Source organism: Hymenobacter terrigena (assembly GCF_054776515.1).
Genome location: NZ_BAAHBU010000001.1, coordinates 1,223,712 through 1,241,873, shown reverse-complemented (window position 1 = coordinate 1,241,873; position 18,162 = coordinate 1,223,712). Strand labels below are relative to the sequence as shown.

The 18,162-nt window shown below is 59.3% G+C and carries 15 protein-coding genes; 9 read left to right on the top strand and 6 right to left on the bottom strand.

Going from position 1 to position 18,162, the window contains the following annotated elements; genetic code table 11:
* The first annotated feature begins 81 nt into the window (after window positions 1-81).
* Window positions 82-903 carry an alpha/beta fold hydrolase gene (locus tag ACYU7Q_RS05070; RefSeq protein WP_460608345.1) on the top strand — a complete coding sequence of 274 codons (822 nt, stop codon included), beginning with the start codon at window positions 82-84 and terminating at the stop codon, window positions 901-903.
* A gap of 146 nt (window positions 904-1,049) precedes the next feature.
* Here ACYU7Q_RS05070 and ACYU7Q_RS05065 read toward each other — a convergent pair whose 3' ends face one another.
* From ACYU7Q_RS05065 to ACYU7Q_RS05055, 3 genes are all read right to left on the bottom strand, one after another.
* Window positions 1,050-1,760: a pirin family protein gene (locus tag ACYU7Q_RS05065; protein ID WP_460608344.1), complete on the bottom strand. Its 711-nt coding sequence runs from the start codon at window positions 1,758-1,760 to the stop codon at window positions 1,050-1,052.
* Window positions 1,757-2,341, bottom strand: a complete 585-nt coding sequence (locus tag ACYU7Q_RS05060; protein ID WP_460608343.1) for a nitroreductase family protein — start codon at window positions 2,339-2,341, stop codon at window positions 1,757-1,759. The genes ACYU7Q_RS05065 and ACYU7Q_RS05060 overlap by 4 nt, the downstream gene beginning before the upstream one ends.
* Before the next feature lie 68 nt (window positions 2,342-2,409).
* Window positions 2,410-3,126, bottom strand: coding sequence for a pirin family protein (locus tag ACYU7Q_RS05055; RefSeq protein WP_460608342.1), 717 nt, complete (start codon window positions 3,124-3,126; stop codon window positions 2,410-2,412).
* 168 nt (window positions 3,127-3,294) lie between these two features.
* On the opposite strand from ACYU7Q_RS05055, the gene ACYU7Q_RS05050 reads away from it, so the two are divergent.
* The gene (locus tag ACYU7Q_RS05050) at window positions 3,295-3,966 is read left to right on the top strand and encodes an HAD family hydrolase (RefSeq protein WP_460608341.1); all 672 of its coding nucleotides are present in this window, start codon (window positions 3,295-3,297) and stop codon (window positions 3,964-3,966) included.
* A gap of 3 nt (window positions 3,967-3,969) precedes the next feature.
* On the opposite strand, the gene ACYU7Q_RS05045 is transcribed toward ACYU7Q_RS05050, so the two are convergent.
* Both ACYU7Q_RS05045 and topA read right to left on the bottom strand, forming a co-directional pair.
* Window positions 3,970-4,824, bottom strand: a complete 855-nt coding sequence (locus tag ACYU7Q_RS05045) for a DUF4846 domain-containing protein (protein ID WP_460608340.1) — start codon at window positions 4,822-4,824, stop codon at window positions 3,970-3,972.
* 67 nt (window positions 4,825-4,891) lie between these two features.
* The gene (gene topA, locus ACYU7Q_RS05040) at window positions 4,892-7,384 is read right to left on the bottom strand and encodes a type I DNA topoisomerase (RefSeq protein ID WP_460608339.1); all 2,493 of its coding nucleotides are present in this window, start codon (window positions 7,382-7,384) and stop codon (window positions 4,892-4,894) included.
* Window positions 7,385-7,663: 279 nt separating this feature from the next.
* Between topA and ACYU7Q_RS05035 the strand changes: the two genes are divergently transcribed.
* The 7 genes from ACYU7Q_RS05035 to ACYU7Q_RS05005 all read left to right on the top strand — a co-directional run bounded on the left by ACYU7Q_RS05035 (window position 7,664) and on the right by ACYU7Q_RS05005 (window position 17,169).
* Window positions 7,664-12,070 (top strand): methyl-accepting chemotaxis protein, encoded by a 4,407-nt coding sequence (locus ACYU7Q_RS05035; protein WP_460608338.1) that lies wholly within the window; start codon window positions 7,664-7,666, stop codon window positions 12,068-12,070.
* Between the two features lie 41 nt (window positions 12,071-12,111).
* Window positions 12,112-12,642, top strand: coding sequence for a chemotaxis protein CheW (locus tag ACYU7Q_RS05030; protein ID WP_460608337.1), 531 nt, complete (start codon window positions 12,112-12,114; stop codon window positions 12,640-12,642).
* Between the two features lie 70 nt (window positions 12,643-12,712).
* The gene (locus tag ACYU7Q_RS05025; protein WP_460608336.1) at window positions 12,713-13,099 is read left to right on the top strand and encodes a response regulator; all 387 of its coding nucleotides are present in this window, start codon (window positions 12,713-12,715) and stop codon (window positions 13,097-13,099) included.
* Between the two features lie 105 nt (window positions 13,100-13,204).
* Window positions 13,205-14,845: a chemotaxis protein CheA gene (locus ACYU7Q_RS05020; protein ID WP_460608335.1), complete on the top strand. Its 1,641-nt coding sequence runs from the start codon at window positions 13,205-13,207 to the stop codon at window positions 14,843-14,845.
* Between the two features lie 55 nt (window positions 14,846-14,900).
* Window positions 14,901-15,533, top strand: a complete 633-nt coding sequence (locus ACYU7Q_RS05015) for a chemotaxis protein CheC (RefSeq protein ID WP_460608334.1) — start codon at window positions 14,901-14,903, stop codon at window positions 15,531-15,533.
* Between the two features lie 179 nt (window positions 15,534-15,712).
* Entirely contained in the window at window positions 15,713-16,804 is a 1,092-nt protein-coding gene (locus tag ACYU7Q_RS05010; RefSeq protein WP_460608333.1) for an agmatinase family protein, read from the top strand.
* A gap of 26 nt (window positions 16,805-16,830) precedes the next feature.
* Window positions 16,831-17,169 (top strand): phage holin family protein, encoded by a 339-nt coding sequence (locus tag ACYU7Q_RS05005; protein WP_460608332.1) that lies wholly within the window; start codon window positions 16,831-16,833, stop codon window positions 17,167-17,169.
* A gap of 63 nt (window positions 17,170-17,232) precedes the next feature.
* On the opposite strand, the gene ACYU7Q_RS05000 is transcribed toward ACYU7Q_RS05005, so the two are convergent.
* Window positions 17,233-18,114: a DUF4349 domain-containing protein gene (locus ACYU7Q_RS05000; protein WP_460608331.1), complete on the bottom strand. Its 882-nt coding sequence runs from the start codon at window positions 18,112-18,114 to the stop codon at window positions 17,233-17,235.
* Window positions 18,115-18,162: the final 48 nt, after the last annotated feature.

The window sequence follows — 18,162 nt, the reverse complement described above, 5'->3', positions numbered from 1 at the left end:
TTTTTATAAGGCAGGGCCACCGACGGCATACCGACGCCGGGACCCTGACACCTTTCCTCACTTTATTTCCTGCAACGCACTATGGCAACTATCACGGTAAAAGACGGGACTGAAATCTATTACAAGGACTGGGGCAGCGGCCAGCCGCTGGTGTTTCACCACGGGTGGCCGCTGTCGAGCGACGACTGGGACGGCCAGCTGATGTTTTTCCTCAACAAGGGCTACCGGGTTATTGCGGCCGACCGCCGCGGGCACGGCCGCTCGGGGCAGGCCGCGAACGGCCACGACATGGACACCTACGTGGCCGATATCATCGAACTGGCCGACCATCTCGACCTGAAGGATGCCGTCCACATCGGCCATTCTACGGGCGGGGGCGTGGCCATTCGCTACGCGGCCCGCGCCGCCCAGGGCCGCGTGGCCAAGGTGGTACTCATCAGCGCCGTGCCGCCCCTGATGGCGCAGTCCGCCAACAACCCCGACGGCGTGCCCATGTCGGTATTTGATGAAATCCGGGAGAGCACGGCCACCAACCGGGCGCAGTACTTCCAGGATTTCACCCTCCCGTTCTATGGCTACAACCGCGAAGGGGCCCAGGTGAAGCAGGGCATCCGCGACAACTGGTGGCGGCAGGGCATGAACGGCGGGGCCAACGCCCATTACCTCGGCATCAAGGCCTTCTCGGAAACCGATTTCACCGACGACCTGAAAAGCGTGGCCCTGCCCGTACTGTTGCTGCACGGCGAGGATGACCAAATCGTACCGTTTGCCATCAGCAGTGCCAAGTCCATCAAGCTGCTGCAACAGGGCAAGCTGATTTCGTACCCCGGCTTTCCGCACGGCATGCCTGCCACGGAGGCCGCCACCATCAACGCCGATTTGCTGGCTTTTATCGAGGGGTAGCGCGTTAAAACGTGTTCGCAAAGCAATAAAAAAGCTGCCCTGGTATGGGGCAGCTTTTTTATTGCTTTGCGTAGCGCGGACTTTTAGTCCGCGTCCCGAAACGATGCGGTAGGCGCGGACTATAAGTCCGCCCTACGGTGCTACTATTAATGGTTAATTGGGCACTCAATCAGCAGAAACCGGGTATCGGCGGCGGTTTCGATGCTCACACTGTCCGTTTCCCAAATGCCGAGGCTGTCGCGGGTGCCTACTTGCTGGCCGGCCACCGTCACGCTGCCGCTGATGACGAACAGAAACAGCAGCTTATTCAGCGGCTTAAAGCTGTAGTCCACCGTCTGGGCCTCGGTGTAATAGCCGAGGGAGAGCTTGGCGTTCTGGTTTATCCAGCAGTGGGCCTGGCCTTCCTCATTGCTCACGATGGTGGTGAGCTGGTTCACCCGCTTGTCCTCCGGAAACTGGCGGCGCTGGTAGCGCGGGCCGATGTTCTGGAGCTTGGGCTCAATCCAGATTTGCAGGAAGTTCACATCGGTGTCGCCCACGTTGTGCTCCTCGTGGCGCAGGCCGCTGCCGGCGCTCATGATTTGCACCCAGTCCTGGTGCACCACTTCGGTGTAGCCGAGGGTGTCCTTGTGGTTCATGCTGCCGGCCAGCATCACCGAGATGATTTCCATGTTGGCGTGGCCGTGGATGCCGAAGCCGCCGCCGGGCTGCACCACGTCGTCGTTGAACGTGCGGAGCAGGCCAAAGCCGCTGCGTTCGGGGTCGGGGTAGGGGCCGAAGCTGAGCGAGAGGTGGCTTTTCAGCCAGCCGATGTCTTTGAGGCCACGCTCAGCGGCGCGGGTGAGGCGGGTTTTCATACGGCAGCGGGGAGTTCGTTCCGGAATACAAACTCCGGGAGGGGCTTGCGGTTTCGGGCAGCCTTCTCGCGGCTCAAAAACGGCTCTTCCAACTGCTCGGCCTCGCCGAGGTAGCCGAGGGCCATGACCACGGCGGGCGTCAGGTTGTCGGGCAGGTTGAAGTCGCGGCGGAGCTTCTCGCGGTCGAAGCCGCCCATCACGTGGCCGTGCAGGCCCAGCGCGGTGGCTTCGAGGAACAGGGTGGCGTTAGCCGCGCCCAGGTCGTGCAGGGCCGCGCCGTTGGGCTGGCCGTTGTCGTGCGTGGTTTTGGCCAGGGCAATGATGAGCACCGGGGCGTTTTTGGCCCAGGGCTGGTTGCCGGGCATCAGCGTATCGAAGATTTTCTGGAAAGCCGCGGTGTCGGCTTTGTGGGCGTAGATGTACTGCCAGGGCTGCGCGTTCATGGCGCTGAAGGCCCAGGAAGCCGCTTCGAATACCTGGTTAAGTTTCTCCTGCTCCACCGGCTGGGCCGAGTAGGCGCGGGGGCTCCAGCGGCTGCGGATGAGGTCGTGGACGGGGTAGGTGGTGGGGGCGTGGTTCATAAGCTTATTTGAACTGTTAGGTCAATGTGGAACGGTCATGCTTCGCTGCGCTCTGCATGACGAGCGAATTAAAACTCCATCGGCACTTCCATCAGCAGCAGCTCGGCGTTGCTGTCGGCGCTGATTTCGAGCTTATCGGTGTCCCAGATGCCGAAGCCGTCGCGGCGGTGCAGGGCCTGACCGTTGATGGTCACGTCGCCTTCCAGCACGAAGGCGTAGACGCCGTTGCCGGCTTTTTTTATGGCGTAATCCGTCGTGAAGCCTTTATCGAGGTTGCCAATGTGGAACCAAGCGTCCTGATTGATGTGTGGGTTGGTACCATCGCCGGCGGGCGACACTACTTGCAGGAGCTGGTTGTGGCGGGCCTCCGGGGCGAAAGTTTCCTGGCCGTAATTGGGCTTGATGCCGCGCTGCTTAGGGAATACCCAGATTTGCAGGAATTTCACTTCCTGATGCTGGTTGTGGTTTTTCTCGGAGTGGGCCACGCCGGTGCCGGCGCTCATCACCTGCACATCGTTCTGGCGGATGACGGTTTTGTTGCCCATTGAATCCTGGTGCTCCAAATCGCCGGAGAGGGGGATGGAGATAATCTCCATGTTGTCGTGCGGGTGCTTGCTGAAGCCCATGCCACCCGATACGGTGTCGTCGTTCAGCACGCGCAGCGCGCCAAAATGCACGCGCTCGGGATTATTATAGCCGGCGAAGCTGAAGGTGTGAAAGGAATTGAGCCAGCCATGATTGGCGTGGCCACGGGTATTGGCGAGGTGCAGAACGGTGTTAGCCATGATTGAGGCGTTGGTTAGGTGCGTTTGTAGTACAAATGTATGTACATTTGATGTATATACATCATTTGTGGTAAAAAAGTTTTCCAACTTCTAATATTTCTGCCGGGAGCAGGGGCTGGGCAGCCAGCCGGTACCTTTGCCCGACAGTATTTCCCTGCTTCCGCTTTCATGATTCGTACGGTAATCTTTGATATGGACGGCGTCATCATCGACACCGAGCCCATTCACCGCCACGCTTTTTTCACGCAGTTTGCCGAGCTGGGCATTCCCGTTTCGGCCGCCGAGTACGCCACTTTTCTGGGCAAGTCCACGCGCAACGTGTTTCAGCTGCTCAAGCAGAAATATGGCCTCACACAGGATGTGGAAGCTATGGTGATGCGCAAGCGCGAACTGTTCAACAAGTCCTTCGATGAGGATACTCAGCTGGACCTGCTGCCCGGCGTGCGCCCGCTCATCGAAGACCTGCGCCGCCACGATATCCAGCTAGTAGTCGCTTCCTCGGCCTCCAAAGCCACCATTTCGCGGGTATTCGACCGTTTCGGCCTGGACGAGTATTTCACCTACCGCGTCAGCGGCGAGGATTTTACCGAGTCCAAGCCCAACCCGGCCATTTTCCTGCGCGCTGCCGAGCTGGCCGAAACGCCCGTCACCGCCTGCATCGTTATCGAAGACGCGGCCAACGGCGTAGCGGCGGCCAAAGCAGCGGGTATCTACTGCATCGCCTACGTAAGCCCACATTCCGAAGGCCAGAACCTGCACCAGGCCGACCGCATCATCCGAAGTTTCGATGAGCTCAGCGCGGTCAGCATCGAGGCCATTGTGCCAGCTGTTCAGGCCTAGCGGCTACTCAAACCGCTTCAATTCCTCGCGGGCAAACGTCCACTCCGGCGTATCAAATTCGGCCTCGGCTGGCCCGGGCACCGCAAACCACGCCCCGAGCGTGGGGACGTCAATATTGCGGAGCACATGAATGTTCTGCGCCGGCATGTAGCTCTGGGCCAGCAGCACGTATTTCTGATGTGTTGCCGGGTTTTCGGCCGCATCCACCACCAGCACGGCGTGCCCCGGCGCGCCGCCGTGAATGAGCACATCGCCGGGCTGCACCTGCGGCAGTGGCACCGGCCGCAACTCGCGGCTCAACGACTTCGTGCCCGCATAGCCGAACGTGGGTACCAGGTAGCGGGCCAGCGCCGCGTGGGTAGGAGCCTCGGCGGGCCGGGTGGCGGGCAGCACTTCCTCATTCGCCACTCGGAACGTGCGGCCGGCCACAAAATCCGAAAACCAGAAATCGTAGCCCGTGGTGAGGTGAAAATGCACCTTGTTCGGGTCGTGGCTGAAAACATACTCGGCCCGCAGCCGAATCACGGCATCGGCGCACTGCTGCAAATCCTGGGGCGGCACATCGATGTCGACCACGGCCGCGACCACGTCCTGCCGGTCTTTGAGCTGGCCGTTGAATAGTCGCGCTTTGGTACCGGCCGGCTTCAACGGTAGCCCGCGTAGCCATTCGCTCCAGCTGCCCGCCGTCACCGCTACGCGCTGGCAGCCCTTCGGAGCAGGAAAGCGCGCTGCCAAAGTCTGCGCTGCATCATTTGCGTGGCTGAACCACGGATAGGCCGGCCCGGCTACCGGTCCAGCCGGGATGCCCGCCAGCAGGCTAAGCGCCGCTGCCGAAAAAAACAGATTGATAATCATCATGCCCGCTTAAGCAAAAAGCCCGCATCGTGCGGGCTTTTTGTGGAACTCAAACGGCGGGGAACCGCAATTATTTTGCTTTTGCGGTAGCTGTTTTGGCCGGAGCTTTTTTAGCGGCGGGCTTCTTGGCGGCGGGTTTCTTGGCTGCCGGCTTTTTAGCTGCTGGCGCTTTGGCGGCCTTTTTCGCTGGGACGTCCGTATCCTTTTCCTCCTTCGCCGGGGCGGCTTTCTTGCCGAAACGGCCGCCTTTGGGTTTGTCGGGCGTGGCGTCGGCCAGCTCGATGCAGCGCTCCAGCGTCAACTCTGTGGGCTCTTCGCCTTTGGGAATCTTCACATTCTTCTTGCCCGCCACGATGTAAGGGCCGAAACGGCCGTTCAGTACTTGGATATCGGGGTTTTCGGGGAAGCTCTTGATGAGGCGCTCAGCGTCGGTTTTGCGCTTGTTTTCAATCAAAGCCACGGCTTCTTCGGCCGTGATGGTGTGGGGGTCCTGCTCCTTGGTGAGAGAGAAAAACTTGCCATCGTGCCGGATGTAGGGCCCGAAACGACCCAGCGCGGCCGTCATGGCCTTGTCCTCGAACTCACCTACCACGCGCGGCAGCTTGAACAGCTCCAGCGCGTCTTCCAGCGTGATGCTTTCGATGAACTGGCCCTTGCGCAGGTTGGCGTAGGCGGGCTTGGTTTCGCCCTCGGTGTCGCCCAGGGCCACGTAGGGGCCGTATTTGCCCAGGCGGGCCGAGATGCGCTCGCCCGTTTCGGGGTGCACGCCCAGCTCGCGGGTGGCGCCCACGGTGCTGCGGTCGATGTCCTGTCCGGCCTCAATGGTCGCGTGGAACTTGCCATAAAAGCCGGTCAGCATCTGCGTCCAGTTTTCGTGGCCGTTGGCAATCTGGTCAAACTCGTCCTCCACCTTGGCCGTGAACTGATAGTCCACAATCACTGGGAAGTGCGCCACCAGAAAGTCATTCACAATCATGGCCGTATCCGTCGGAAACAGCTTGGCTTTTTCGGCGCCGTAATTCTCGGTTTTAACTTCCGTCTTGACGGTATTCTCATCCAGCGTCAGCACGTGGAACTTGCGCTCCTTGCCCTCGCGGGTGTCTTTTTCCACATAGCCGCGCTTCTGCACCGTGCTGATGGTGGGCGCGTAAGTCGAAGGCCGGCCAATGCCCATTTCCTCCAGCTTCTTCACCAGCGAAGCCTCGGTGTAGCGCGCCGGGGGCGACGAAAACCGCTCCGTGGCGCTCAGGCGCTGCAGGGGCAGGTTCTGGCCGACGCTGAGCGGTGGCAGGCCGCGCGAGAAGCTCGACTCACCGTCTTTGGCGTCGTCCTCGTCCTCGTCGTCCTTGCTCTCTGCATACACTTTCAGGAAGCCCTCGAACGTAATCACCTCGCCAGTAGCCGAGAGCGTCACGCCCGGCTGCGTGCTAATGCCAATCACCGCCGTAGTGCGCTCAATCACTGCCTCCGCCATTTGCGAAGCCATGGCCCGCTTGCGAATAAGGTCGTACAGGCGCTGCTCCGACGCATCCGAGCCGGCTTTCACCGCGCTGAAATCCGTGGGGCGAATGGCTTCGTGCGCCTCCTGGGCCGAGGCCGATTTGGTTTTGAACGTGCGGGTGTGGTGGTATTCCGCGCCGTAGGAGGCCGTGATGGCCGCCTGCGCGCCCGCCAGCGCCTCCTGGCTCAGGTTCACCGAGTCCGTCCGCATATAGCTGATTTTACCAGCTTCGTACAGCTTCTGGGCCACGCTCATCGTTTGGGCCACTGAGAAGCCAAGCTTGCGCGAAGCCTCCTGCTGCAGCGTGGAAGTGGTAAACGGCGCGGCGGGACTACGCTTGCCGGGCTTCTTATCGAGGCTTTCGATTTGATACGAAGCACCCACGCAGCGTTCCAGGAAAGCCTCGGCCTCCGCGCGCGTCTTATAACGAGTTGGCAGTTCAGCTTCCAGCACCGCGCCGCGGCCGGCATCGAAGCGGGCCACCACGCGGTAGGCACTGGCGCTCAGAAACTGATTGATTTCCCGCTCGCGCTCCACTACCAGCCGCACGGCTACCGACTGCACGCGGCCGGCGCTCAGGCCGGGCTTTACCTTTTTCCAGAGCACCGGGCTCAGCTCGAAGCCCACGAGGCGGTCGAGCACGCGGCGGGCCTGCTGGGCATTCACCAAATCCTGGTTCACCATGCGCGGGTCGGCAATGGCGGCCAGGATGGCGTTTTTGGTGATTTCGCGAAATACGATGCGCTTGGTTTTGGTCTCGGGCAGGTTCAGCGTTTCGGCCAAGTGCCACGAAATGGCTTCGCCCTCGCGGTCATCGTCACTCGCCAACCAGACAGTTTCGGCTTCCTTCGAAAGTTTTTTTAGCTGCGCAATAAGCTCGCGCTTGTCGGCCGAAACCACGTAAGTAGGCTTAAAACCATTGGCAATATCGATGGCATTATTGTCCTTCGGCAAGTCGCGAACGTGGCCGTAGCTGGAACGCACCACGAAATCCTGGCCGAGGTAGCCTTCAATGGTTTTCGCCTTGGCCGGCGACTCGACGATAACTAAATTCTTGACCATGTGGGCGGGTAAGGGGTGCGGCAGTAGGAAAGGGGGCTGTGGGGGTGAAACGACCAGCTGCGACGAAAAGTTAAAATTGGCCGCAAAGATGCCGCTTAATTCTTAGCAGTCGCATCCGTTAGCAATAATCCGGCCGGAGCCGTGCTCCGGGAACAAGTCTGCAGCCCGGCGGGTTCAGCGCCATACCGGACGGGATTACCTTTGCTTATTCGCAGCTAACCCCCGTACTTCGCGCTCCAATTAGCTTTCCCCTCCCCGATTCGATACCCGTAACTATATATGGCTTCCCCCCAGAACCCGCGTCCCAAGTCGAGTCGTGCCGCTGCACTTACTACAGATGTCACCAATGACGCAACGCCGGACGCCGGCGCGGTTTCGTCGCTCGACGTAGTGCGCACCAATAACGACCTGACCCGCAAGAAGGGCGGCTCACGCGGCTCCGTCGACACCCAGGACCCGGGCTACGTCAACGACCAGCTCAACCGGGTGCTTTACGCCCTCGATGCCTTTAAGAAGGGCGACGTGTCGGTAAGGCTTACCAAGCAGAACGACGACATCTTCGCCGAAATCGCGGAAGCCTACAACTCGATGGTGGACATGATTGCCGGGGTAGGGGGCGAGGTGTCGCGCATCTCGAAAGTAGCCGGCGTAGAAGGTAACCTTAAGGCGCGGGCTTCGGCCGATAGCGCCGCCGGCTTCTGGCGCGACATGGTAAACAACATCAACGGCCTGGTGGACAGCATCGCTGTGCCGGTGTTGGAAGTGGGCAAGGTACTGAAGAACATCAGCCGCGGCAATCTGGACGAAAGCTTCCAGATTCCGGTGTCGGGTGACTTTAAGTTGATGGCCGAAACCATCAACAAAACGATTGACAACCTGAACATTTTCGCCGGCGAGGTAACCCGTGTGGCGCAGGAAGTAGGTACCGAGGGTAAACTCGGCGGCCAGGCCAGCGTGCCAAACGTGGGCGGCATCTGGAAAGACCTGACGGACAACGTAAACAACATGGCTTCGAACCTCACCGTGCAGGTGCGGGACATTGCCAACGTGGCCACGGCCGTAGCCAAAGGCGACTTGTCGCAGAAAATTACCGTTGACGTAAAAGGGGAGTTCCTGCAGCTGAAGCAGAACCTGAACCAGATGGTGGACTCGCTGAACCTGTTTGCCGGCGAGGTAACCCGCGTGGCCCAGGAAGTAGGCACCGAGGGTAAACTCGGCGGCCAAGCCAGCGTGCCAAACGTGGCTGGTGTGTGGAAAGACCTGACGGACAACGTAAACAACATGGCCAGCAACCTGACTTCTCAGGTGCGGGACATTGCCAACGTAGCAACGGCCGTAGCCAAAGGCGACCTGAGCCAGAAAGTAACCGTCGATGTAAAAGGCGAGCTGCTCCAGCTGAAGCAGAACCTGAACCAGATGGTGGACTCGCTGAACCTGTTTGCCGGCGAGGTAACCCGCGTGGCCCAGGAAGTGGGCACCGAAGGTCGCCTCGGCGGCCAGGCCTCGGTACCCAGCGTAGCCGGTGTGTGGAAAGACCTGACAGACAACGTAAACTACATGGCCTCGAACTTGACGAGCCAGGTACGAGACATTGCCAACGTAGCCACGGCCGTAGCTAAAGGTGACCTGACGCAGACGGTAACGGTCGATGTAAAAGGCGAATTCCTGCAGCTGAAGCAGAACTTGAACCAGATGGTGGCGTCCCTGAACCTGTTTGCCGGCGAGGTAACCCGCGTGGCCCAGGAAGTGGGCACCGAAGGTAAACTCGGCGGCCAGGCCAGCGTGCCCAACGTGGCCGGTGTGTGGAAAGCCCTCACCGACAACGTAAACGACATGGCTGCGGCTCTTACCTCGCAGGTACGGGACATTGCCAACGTAGCAACGGCCGTAGCCCGCGGCGACTTGAGCCAAAAGATGACGGTGAACGTGAAGGGCGAAATTCTGGAGCTGAAGAACATCCTCAACCAGATGGTGGACTCGCTCAACATCTTTGGTGACGAAGTAACCCGCGTGGCCCGCGAAGTAGGTACCGAAGGCAAACTCGGCGGCCAAGCCGTGGTGCCCCGCGTAGGTGGCACCTGGAAAGAGCTGACCGACAACGTAAACACGATGGCCAGCAACCTGACTTCTCAGGTGCGGGACATTGCCAACGTAGCTACCGCCGTATCGAAAGGTGACCTTTCGCAGAAGATTACAGTAGATGTGAAAGGCGAGCTGTTGGACCTGAAGGACAACCTGAACCAGATGGTGGACTCGCTCAACATCTTCGCCGGCGAAGTAACCCGCGTGGCCCGCGAAGTGGGCACGGAGGGTATCCTGGGCGGTCAAGCCAATGTGCCGAAGGTTTCGGGTACCTGGAAGGATTTGACGGACAACGTAAACACGATGGCCTCGAACCTTACCTCCCAGATGCGGGACATTGCCAACGTAGCAACAGCCGTAGCCAAAGGCGACTTGTCGCAGAAAATCACGGTTAACGTGCGCGGTGAGCTACTCCAGTTGAAGGAAAACCTCAACGAAATGGTGGACTCGCTTAATATCTTCGGCGACGAAGTAACCCGCGTGGCCCGCGAAGTAGGTACCGAAGGCAAGCTCGGCGGCCAGGCCAAAGTGCCCAACGTGCGCGGTACCTGGAAGGATTTGACGGACAACGTGAATACGATGGCCAGCAACCTGACTTCTCAGGTGCGGGACATTGCCAACGTGGCAACCGCCGTATCGCGCGGCGACTTGAGCCAGAAGGTGTCGGTAAACGTCAACGGCGAGCTGTTGGACCTGAAGGACAACCTGAACCAGATGGTGGACTCGCTCAATATCTTCGCCGGCGAGGTAACTCGTGTGGCGCAGGAAGTGGGCACCGAAGGCAAGCTCGGCGGCCAGGCCAGCGTACCAAACGTGGCCGGCGTTTGGAAGGAACTGACCGACAACGTAAACTACATGGCCTCCAACCTCACCACGCAGGTGCGGGGCATTGTTAAAGTAGTAACCGCGGTATCGAAAGGTGACTTGACGCAGAAGCTAACGCTGCAGGCCAAAGGCGAAGTGGCCGACCTGGCCGACACCATCAACAGCATGGTGGACGACCTTAACCGCCTCGCCGTCGAAGTTAGCCGCGTGGCGAAAGTAGCCGGTGTGGAAGGCAAGCTTACGGAGCGCGCCACGGTAGGCGGTGTATCGGGCAGCTGGAAAGAATTGGTGGATACGCTCAACGCCCTGCTCGAATCCATCGCCTCGCCGGTGCTGGAAGTGGCCCGCGTGGTGCGCGCCATCTCGGAAGGCGACCTGACCCAGCGCGTAGACGTACCGACCACGGGCGACATTCTGGCCATGGCCGACGCCCTGAACCTTGCCGTCGAAAACCTGAACGAGCTGCTCGGCGAAATCAACGACTCGTCGCAGATTGTGGGTACTTCTTCGGAAGAGATGGCCGGCAAAGGCCAGGAAATGAGCCGCGTAACCGTCGATGTGGCCCTGGCCATGCAGCAGATGGCCGAAGGTGCTCAGAACCAGGCATTGAAAACCGACCAGGCCTTCAAGCTGATTGAAGAAATCATGCAGGCCACCAAGGAAACGGCCAACAAGGCCGACGTCGTGAACAAATCGGCAATCCTGGGTGAGCAGACCTCGCAGCTCGGTCTGAAAACGGTGGCCGAAGTGGTAAAAAACATGGAAGAAATATCCAGCGCCGCTTCGCAAACCTCGCGCACCATCGAAGTATTGAGCACCCGTTCGGGGGAAATCAGCAAGTCGCTGGGCGTAATTACCGACATCGCCTCGCAAACCAACCTGCTTGCTCTGAACGCCGCCATCGAAGCAGCCCGCGCCGGCGAAGCTGGCCGTGGTTTCGCCGTAGTAGCCGAGGAAATCCGGAAGCTGGCTGAAAGCTCCCGCCGTTCGGCCAACGAAATTGCGACGCTGGTTGACGACGTGAAGAAGGATACGACCACGGCGGCCACGGCTATTTCGACCATGGAAAACCGAGTATTAAAAGGCAAGAACGCTACGTTCGAAGCCAGCTCGGCCTTTAAAAACATTGCTACCAGTAGCGGCGAAACGCTCCGCACCTCGCGCGACATTCTCACGGCTACCGAGGTACAGAAAACCTCGATTGGCGACGTGGTGAAGTACGTGGAAGAAGTGGTAGCCATTGCTGAACAGACGGCAACCGGTACGCAGCAGGTAGCCGGCACGGCCAAGCAGCTATCGACGGCCATGCAGGAACTGACCACCAGCTCGCAGCGCCTCACCGACATTGCCGACGACCTGCAGGCCGGCCTCGAAACCTTCCAGCTCAGTTCCTACGAGCCGGAGCCCGCACCGGAGCCCGTGCGTCGGGGTGCCCGCGATACATACCGCGCCCGCGAATTGTATACCGCTGCGCCGCAGCCGCAGAATGGCATGGCCACCCGCCGCTCCCAGAGCCGTGTTGAGGCTGCGTCAGTTACTCCTGAAACCAGCCGTCAGTCTGGCGCCGCCCGTCGGAATCGTGCTGATGTGGCCGCTCCTGTAGCGGCTGCGGCCCCGGCCCACCGGGAGCGTCCGGCCCGGGCGCAAGCCGCCGCTGCCCAGCCTCAGGAGGCTCGCTCAGAGACTGCTGTGAATGGCAAAGCTGCGAAGAATGACCAAGTCGCAAAAAACGGTAAGGTCAGCAAAGCTGCGGCTAAATCGAAAGCCAAAACCAAATAGTTCTCAACCCATTCGTTTAGCCCTATTCCGACTAATTCTGCATGGCTGAGACTGAAATAACCGCTCCCATTGCCAAGGCCGAACGCGCCAAGCCTGCCGAACTGGTGCAGCTTATCGTGTTCCGCCTGGGCGATGAGGATTATGGCATTCGCATCGAACAGGTGAAGGAAGTGACCGTCACCCCCGATGTGGCCCGCATGCCCAAAACTCCGCCTTTCATCAAAGGCATTGCCAACCTGCGCGGCGACATTATTGCGATTCTGGACCTGGAGGAACGGTTTCGACTGCGGCCCGCGGGCCGACCAATTCCGGAGCGCAGCTACACCATTGCCGTCGAAGCCGCCGACTACGTGCTGGGCCTGATGGTACGTGAAGTTCCGCGTCCGTTCACCATGCCGCTGAGCCAGATTGAGCCGGCCCCGGAATTCGTGCAGGATTCCAGCACCCGCGACAAATATCTTGAAGGCATCGCCAAGTTGCCGGAAGGCGGCATCATCATCGTGCTGGATATGCGCAAGCTCCTGACCCCAAGCGAAGTGATGCGCCTGCCGGGCAAAACGGCATCTTCGTAGCCCCGGCCCCGTACAAGAGTGGCCCGCAACTACGCTTGGCTACCCCTTAAATCTCACGTTCCCCAATTCCATGAATAAGCGCATCCTCATCGTCGACGACTCCTTTTATATGCGTACGATGCTCAAAAACATGCTCACCGATGCCGGCTACGAAGTAGTGGGCGAGGCAGCAAACGGCGCACAGGCGGTGGAAATGGCCGCTTCGACTTCCCCCGACCTTATTACCCTCGACGTAATCCTGCCAGATAACACCGGCCTGGACGTACTGAAAAGCCTCCGCCAAATTCAGCCTTCTGCCAAAGTGGTAATGTGCAGCGCTGTTGGCCAGGAGGTTATTGTGTCCGAAGCCATTGAAAATGGTGCTCTGGCTTACATCGTGAAGCCCTTCTCGGAAGAGAAAGTACTGGAAATTGTGGGTGCGGCGCTGCAAAACGACGCTTCTGAACAGGCTGCGTAAGGTGCGGCTACAGCATTCCGTCTCCCTGCCCCTTCCCTTCGGAAACGATGGGACGTGCCTGTGTGCGCCGGAAAGTTGGATTATTTATTCAATTTACAAGGCCTAATGAAAACGCGCGACCAGGAATACCGGGAGCTTTTCATGGCCGAAGCGCTGGAGTATTACGACTCCATGAGCCGCCATTTGAGCGAGCTTGAGCGCAACCCCGATGCCGGCCCGGCCCTGAATGAGCTATTCCGGCTCATGCACAACCTCAAGGCCAATGCCCGCGCCATGGGTTTTGCCGATTTGGGTGACGTGGCGCACCATCTCGAAACCCTGTTTGGGCTGATTCGGGACCAAGAGCGCACCTTCAGCGGTTCGCTTATCAAGGTGGTTTTTGCCGGTGTTGATGCATTGGGCAATATGATTCGGGCCGTAGGAGCCAGCCAGCCGCTGCCGGATGCAAAAGCGTTGCTCGACAACCTTGACCGTCTGGTGCGGGGCGAAGAACCGATTCTGGACGATGCCGAAGAGGTTGAATCGGAAGAAGAGTCGGGCAAAAAGATGGAGCTTTCGGACCTGGTGTATATACAGGTTAAAAAGCTTGATAATCTGCTGAATCTGGTCGGGGAGTTGGTTATCGACCGTGACCGGATTATGACCCTGGCGCAGGAAATAGGCAATCCCGCGCTTTTAGCTACTGCCCAGCATCTGTTCCGCATTTCCGACGATTTGCAGTACAGCGTGATGGATGCCCGCCTCGTGGGCGTAGGCGTACTGCTAAACAAGTTTCCTCGCGTGGTGCGCGACGTGGCCACCACCGAAAACAAAGAAGTTGAGCTCACGCTCAGCGGGCAGGATGTACAGATTGACCGCAACATCCTGCAAATCATTACGGATGCGCTGCTGCATCTAGTGCGCAACGCCGTTAGCCACGGCCTCGAAACCACTGCCCAGCGGGCGGCGGCTGGCAAATCAGCCGTTGGCCACCTCACCCTTTCGGCTCTGACTGAGCGCGACGACGTGCTTATTCAGGTGCGCGATGACGGTCGGGGCATCGATACTGAAGCCGTGCGCCGCAAAGCCGTGGAGCGCGGCCTGACAACGGCCAGCGTAGCTGCCACCCTCGATGAGCAGGCCGTGTGGGCATTCCTGTTTGAGCCCGGCTTTTCGATGGCCAGCAAGGTTACGGATATATCGGGTCGCGGCGTGGGCCTCGATGTGGTGAAACTGGCGCTTGACTCGTTGGGAGGGCAATTGCGGGTAGAATCGCAGTTGGGCGTGGGCACTACGTTTACGCTGGTGCTGCCCACGTCCATTGCCGTGAAGGGCGCGCTGCTGATTGAAGTTGATGACCGTCCTTACGCCATTCCATTGATGCACACCGATACGGTGTTGGCGCTGCAACCCGGGCTAATTTCGGTGGTGGGCGGCGTGCTGGTAACCCACGTGCAGGGCCAGGCCGTGCCGCTGATACCGTTGCGAACACTGTTGCACGACGAAGGCGACGAATTGCTGCCATTCGCTGATAAAGCTGACATAACCGGTGCCCAGCAGGTTCTGGTCGTGAATTATAATAACCGCCGACTGGGCTTGTTGGTTGACCGGTTTATCCGGCAGCAAAATATTGTCATCAAGCCCCTTAGTAAGCCCCTTGATACCATCGACCTGTTTGGTGGAGTTACCCTGCTTGGTAGCGGGCAAGTGTGCCTGGTGCTCGATGTACCGGCCCTGACGCGCCTGTTTCTGACCAAACGTCCTTAATTTTCCTTCTTTCACCCCAGTCCTCGCCGCTGCACTTTCCCCTATCTTTGACGTTATGGATTTATCGATGACTGAGTTAGAGCGTGATATAATCCGCGAGATTCTTAACATCGGCCTAGCTCGCGCTGCCGATTCGTTCGCCGTTATCGCCCAGGAACGGGTGCTACTCGAGGTGCCCAATATCGACCTGCTGATGAGCGACGATATTTTGCACCGCGTGCGCGATTATCAGACCCGTCACGTGCCCATTCAGTCCGATATCCGGGGTGATTTCAATGGTACGACGCTCATGTTCTTCTCAGGGCAGCACGTCCAGCGCCTTTCGCGGGTGTGCCTGCGCATGCAAACCCCCGAAACGCTGGAGCTGAACGAGTTGCAGGAGTCCCTGCTGCTTGAAATCAGCAATATCATTACCGGCGCTTTAGTCACGCAGTTAGCCAACATCCTGAAGGCCAACATCTACGGTGCGCCGCCTGTGGCGCCCAAAGGTGATATTGCGGAGAACCTGCAAAGTCTGTTGCCGACGCAGCAGCTGCAACCGCTCATTTTCTCGGTTATCACGCAGTTCTCGGACCGCGACAATACGGTGGAGCTGCCGTTGATGCTGTTTTTTGACCGGGTGACGTTCGGAAAGATTTTGGAAATTATTCGCAGCTACGACTTCCTGGGCAGCCAGATGTCGGCCTAATAGCTGTTTTAGGAATGCTTAACCGCATTCCGGCCCGTCATGCCGCGCCGGCCGTTGCAACTCTCCTGCGAGCCCGTTCGCTGAACTGGGCTGGCCGTGCTGAGAGCTGCAGCGGCCGGTGTGGCATGACGTTCTTTTTGCCTTCAATTTTACTCTTTACCTACGCATAACATAATATAATGCCTAAAGCAGACGCATTAGCCCAGAAAATAGCTTCTTTCGACCCCAATGCGCCCGGTGATGCGGACAGCGGCCTCTTTGGCCTGCCCTTCACGCCCGAGGAGGCGCAGGTGGTGGTAGTGCCCGTGCCATGGGAAGTGACCGTGAGCTACCGCGCCGGCACGGCCGATGGCCCGGCTGCCATCCGCGAGGCCTCGCTGCAAGTAGACCTGTACGATTCTGACGTGCCCAACGCGTGGAAACTCGGACTGGCTATGGAGGAAGAGGACGAAACCATTGCCGAAGCCAGTCGCAAGCTGCGCCCCCTGGCCGCCGATTACATCGGCTGGCTGGAGGAAGGCCAACCCGAAGCCGACCGTAAAAAGCACGAAACCGTGCCTGCCCAGGCCACGGCCGAAGGCGACAAGATGCTCCAGTGGCTGAAAGATAAAACCGGTGCCTTACTCGACGCCGGTAAAGGCGTGGTGGTACTGGGCGGCGACCATAGCACGCCGCTGGGCTACCTGCACGCGCTGGCCGAGCGCCACGAAGAATTCGCCATCCTCCAGTTCGACGCGCACTGCGACCTGCGCCCGGCCTACGAAGGCTTCAAGTATTCGCACGCCAGCATCATGCACAACGCCTTGGAATTGCCGCAGGTGAAAAAGCTGGTGCAGGTGGGCATCCGGGACTTTTGCCAGCAGGAGGCCGACGTTATTGACCAGTCCAATGGCCGGGTGGCGCTGTTCAGCCAGCGGTTTTTGAGCGACGAGAAGTTTGCCAAGAAGTCGTGGAAGAAAGTGTGTGGCAAAATCATCGCGCAGCTGCCCAAAAAGGTTTACATCAGCTTCGATATCGACGGCCTCGACCCCAAGCTGTGCCCCGGCACCGGCACGCCCGTACCCGGGGGCCTGGAGTTTGAGGAAGCCACTTATCTGCTGCGCGCCATTGTGCGCGAAGGCATCCAAATCATCGGCTGCGACCTGAACGAAGTAGCACCCGGCGACACGGAGTGGAACGCCATCGTGGGCGCGCGCCTGCTCTACCAACTTTGCAACTGGATGGCCGTATCGCAAGGGCGGCTGTCGGCCAAAGGCATGCATGCCGAGTAGGCTTCTTTCACCTTAACCCTTTTGCCATGTTAGGATTCATTCTCAAATTCATTCTCACCGCCGTGCTTGTGTATGGCCTCAGCCTGGTGCTGCCGGGCGTGGTGCTGGGCGGGGTGGGCAGCGCGGCCATCCTGGTCATCGTGCTGGGCATTCTGAATGCCATTGTGAAACCCATTCTGCAAATTCTGGGCTTTCCTATCACGGTGCTCACGCTGGGCCTGTTTCTGCTGGTTATCAACGTCATCATCGTGAAGCTGGCGGACTTTCTGATGAGCAGCTTCGACGTGCACGGCTTTTTCAACACGCTGTTGTTCAGCCTGGCGCTGTCGGTGGTGAATGCCGTGGTGGATTTGGTGATGGATTAGGTCTCGCGACCAATACCCAAAAAAGGCTTCCCGTATGTGCGGGAAGCCTTTTTTATTGCATGCCTATTTTGTGTGAACTGCTGCCTGCCGCTGGTGCCACCTGTTCAGGCTCCATCCACCCGCAGCCAGCAGCAGCAGTAAAGGCCAGATGTTGGTGAGGGCCACAATAAGCTCCAGGACCACCGACCAACCCCGGTAGAAGGCCGTGAGAAACTGCGGCGAGAAATCGTGCATGGGAGTCTGGGGTATGGGGGTGGGCAATACCTGGAAATAGCGTAGCGTCAGGGTAGCCCAGTCGGCGCGGGCACCGAACTGTTGCAACTGTGCCTCAGTAGTGCCGGCATCTGCACTTTGCCGCCGGATTTCGCCTTCCAGGCGGGCGCGCTCGTCGGCAGAGGTGGCGCTGGCCAGCCGCTGACGCAGCTGGGCTTCGGAAGCCTGTTGTTCGTTGAGGTGGGCGGCCGTAGCTAAAACGTCGGCCGTGATATCGGCAGAGGAAATGTCTTTGTTTTCGATGTGGCCCAATTTACCCAGCGCAGAAACCAGCGCCACAAAATGAACCGGCGGCACTTTAACCGTCATTTCCTGGCGGCGTTGGCCATCGGCGCGGGTTTCATGGGCTGTGCCGAGGTATGCACTATGCTGCTCCAGCAGCGCATTGATGCGGTCGGTGGCTTTATCAAAGTCGTCCACAGCCATGTTCAATTCGGCCTGATAGGCAACGGAGTGACCCGGCTGGACCTTGGGTGTTGCAACTGTCTCGGGCGTTACCGCTTGCTCGTCAGGTATCGCTGCTGTCGTGGGCTGCGAGGCAGTGGGCGAGGCAAGCGCCTGCGTGTTTGCGGTGGCCGTTTGGGTGGCGGGAGCAGTGATTTCGTCGGATTTGGATTGGCTGCACCCGGCCAGGCCCAGTCCGAGCAGGACGGGAATTATCAGGGATTTCATCGGAAATGGAATGGGAAAGCTGAATGGAAAAGGACTCAGCGGCGCAGC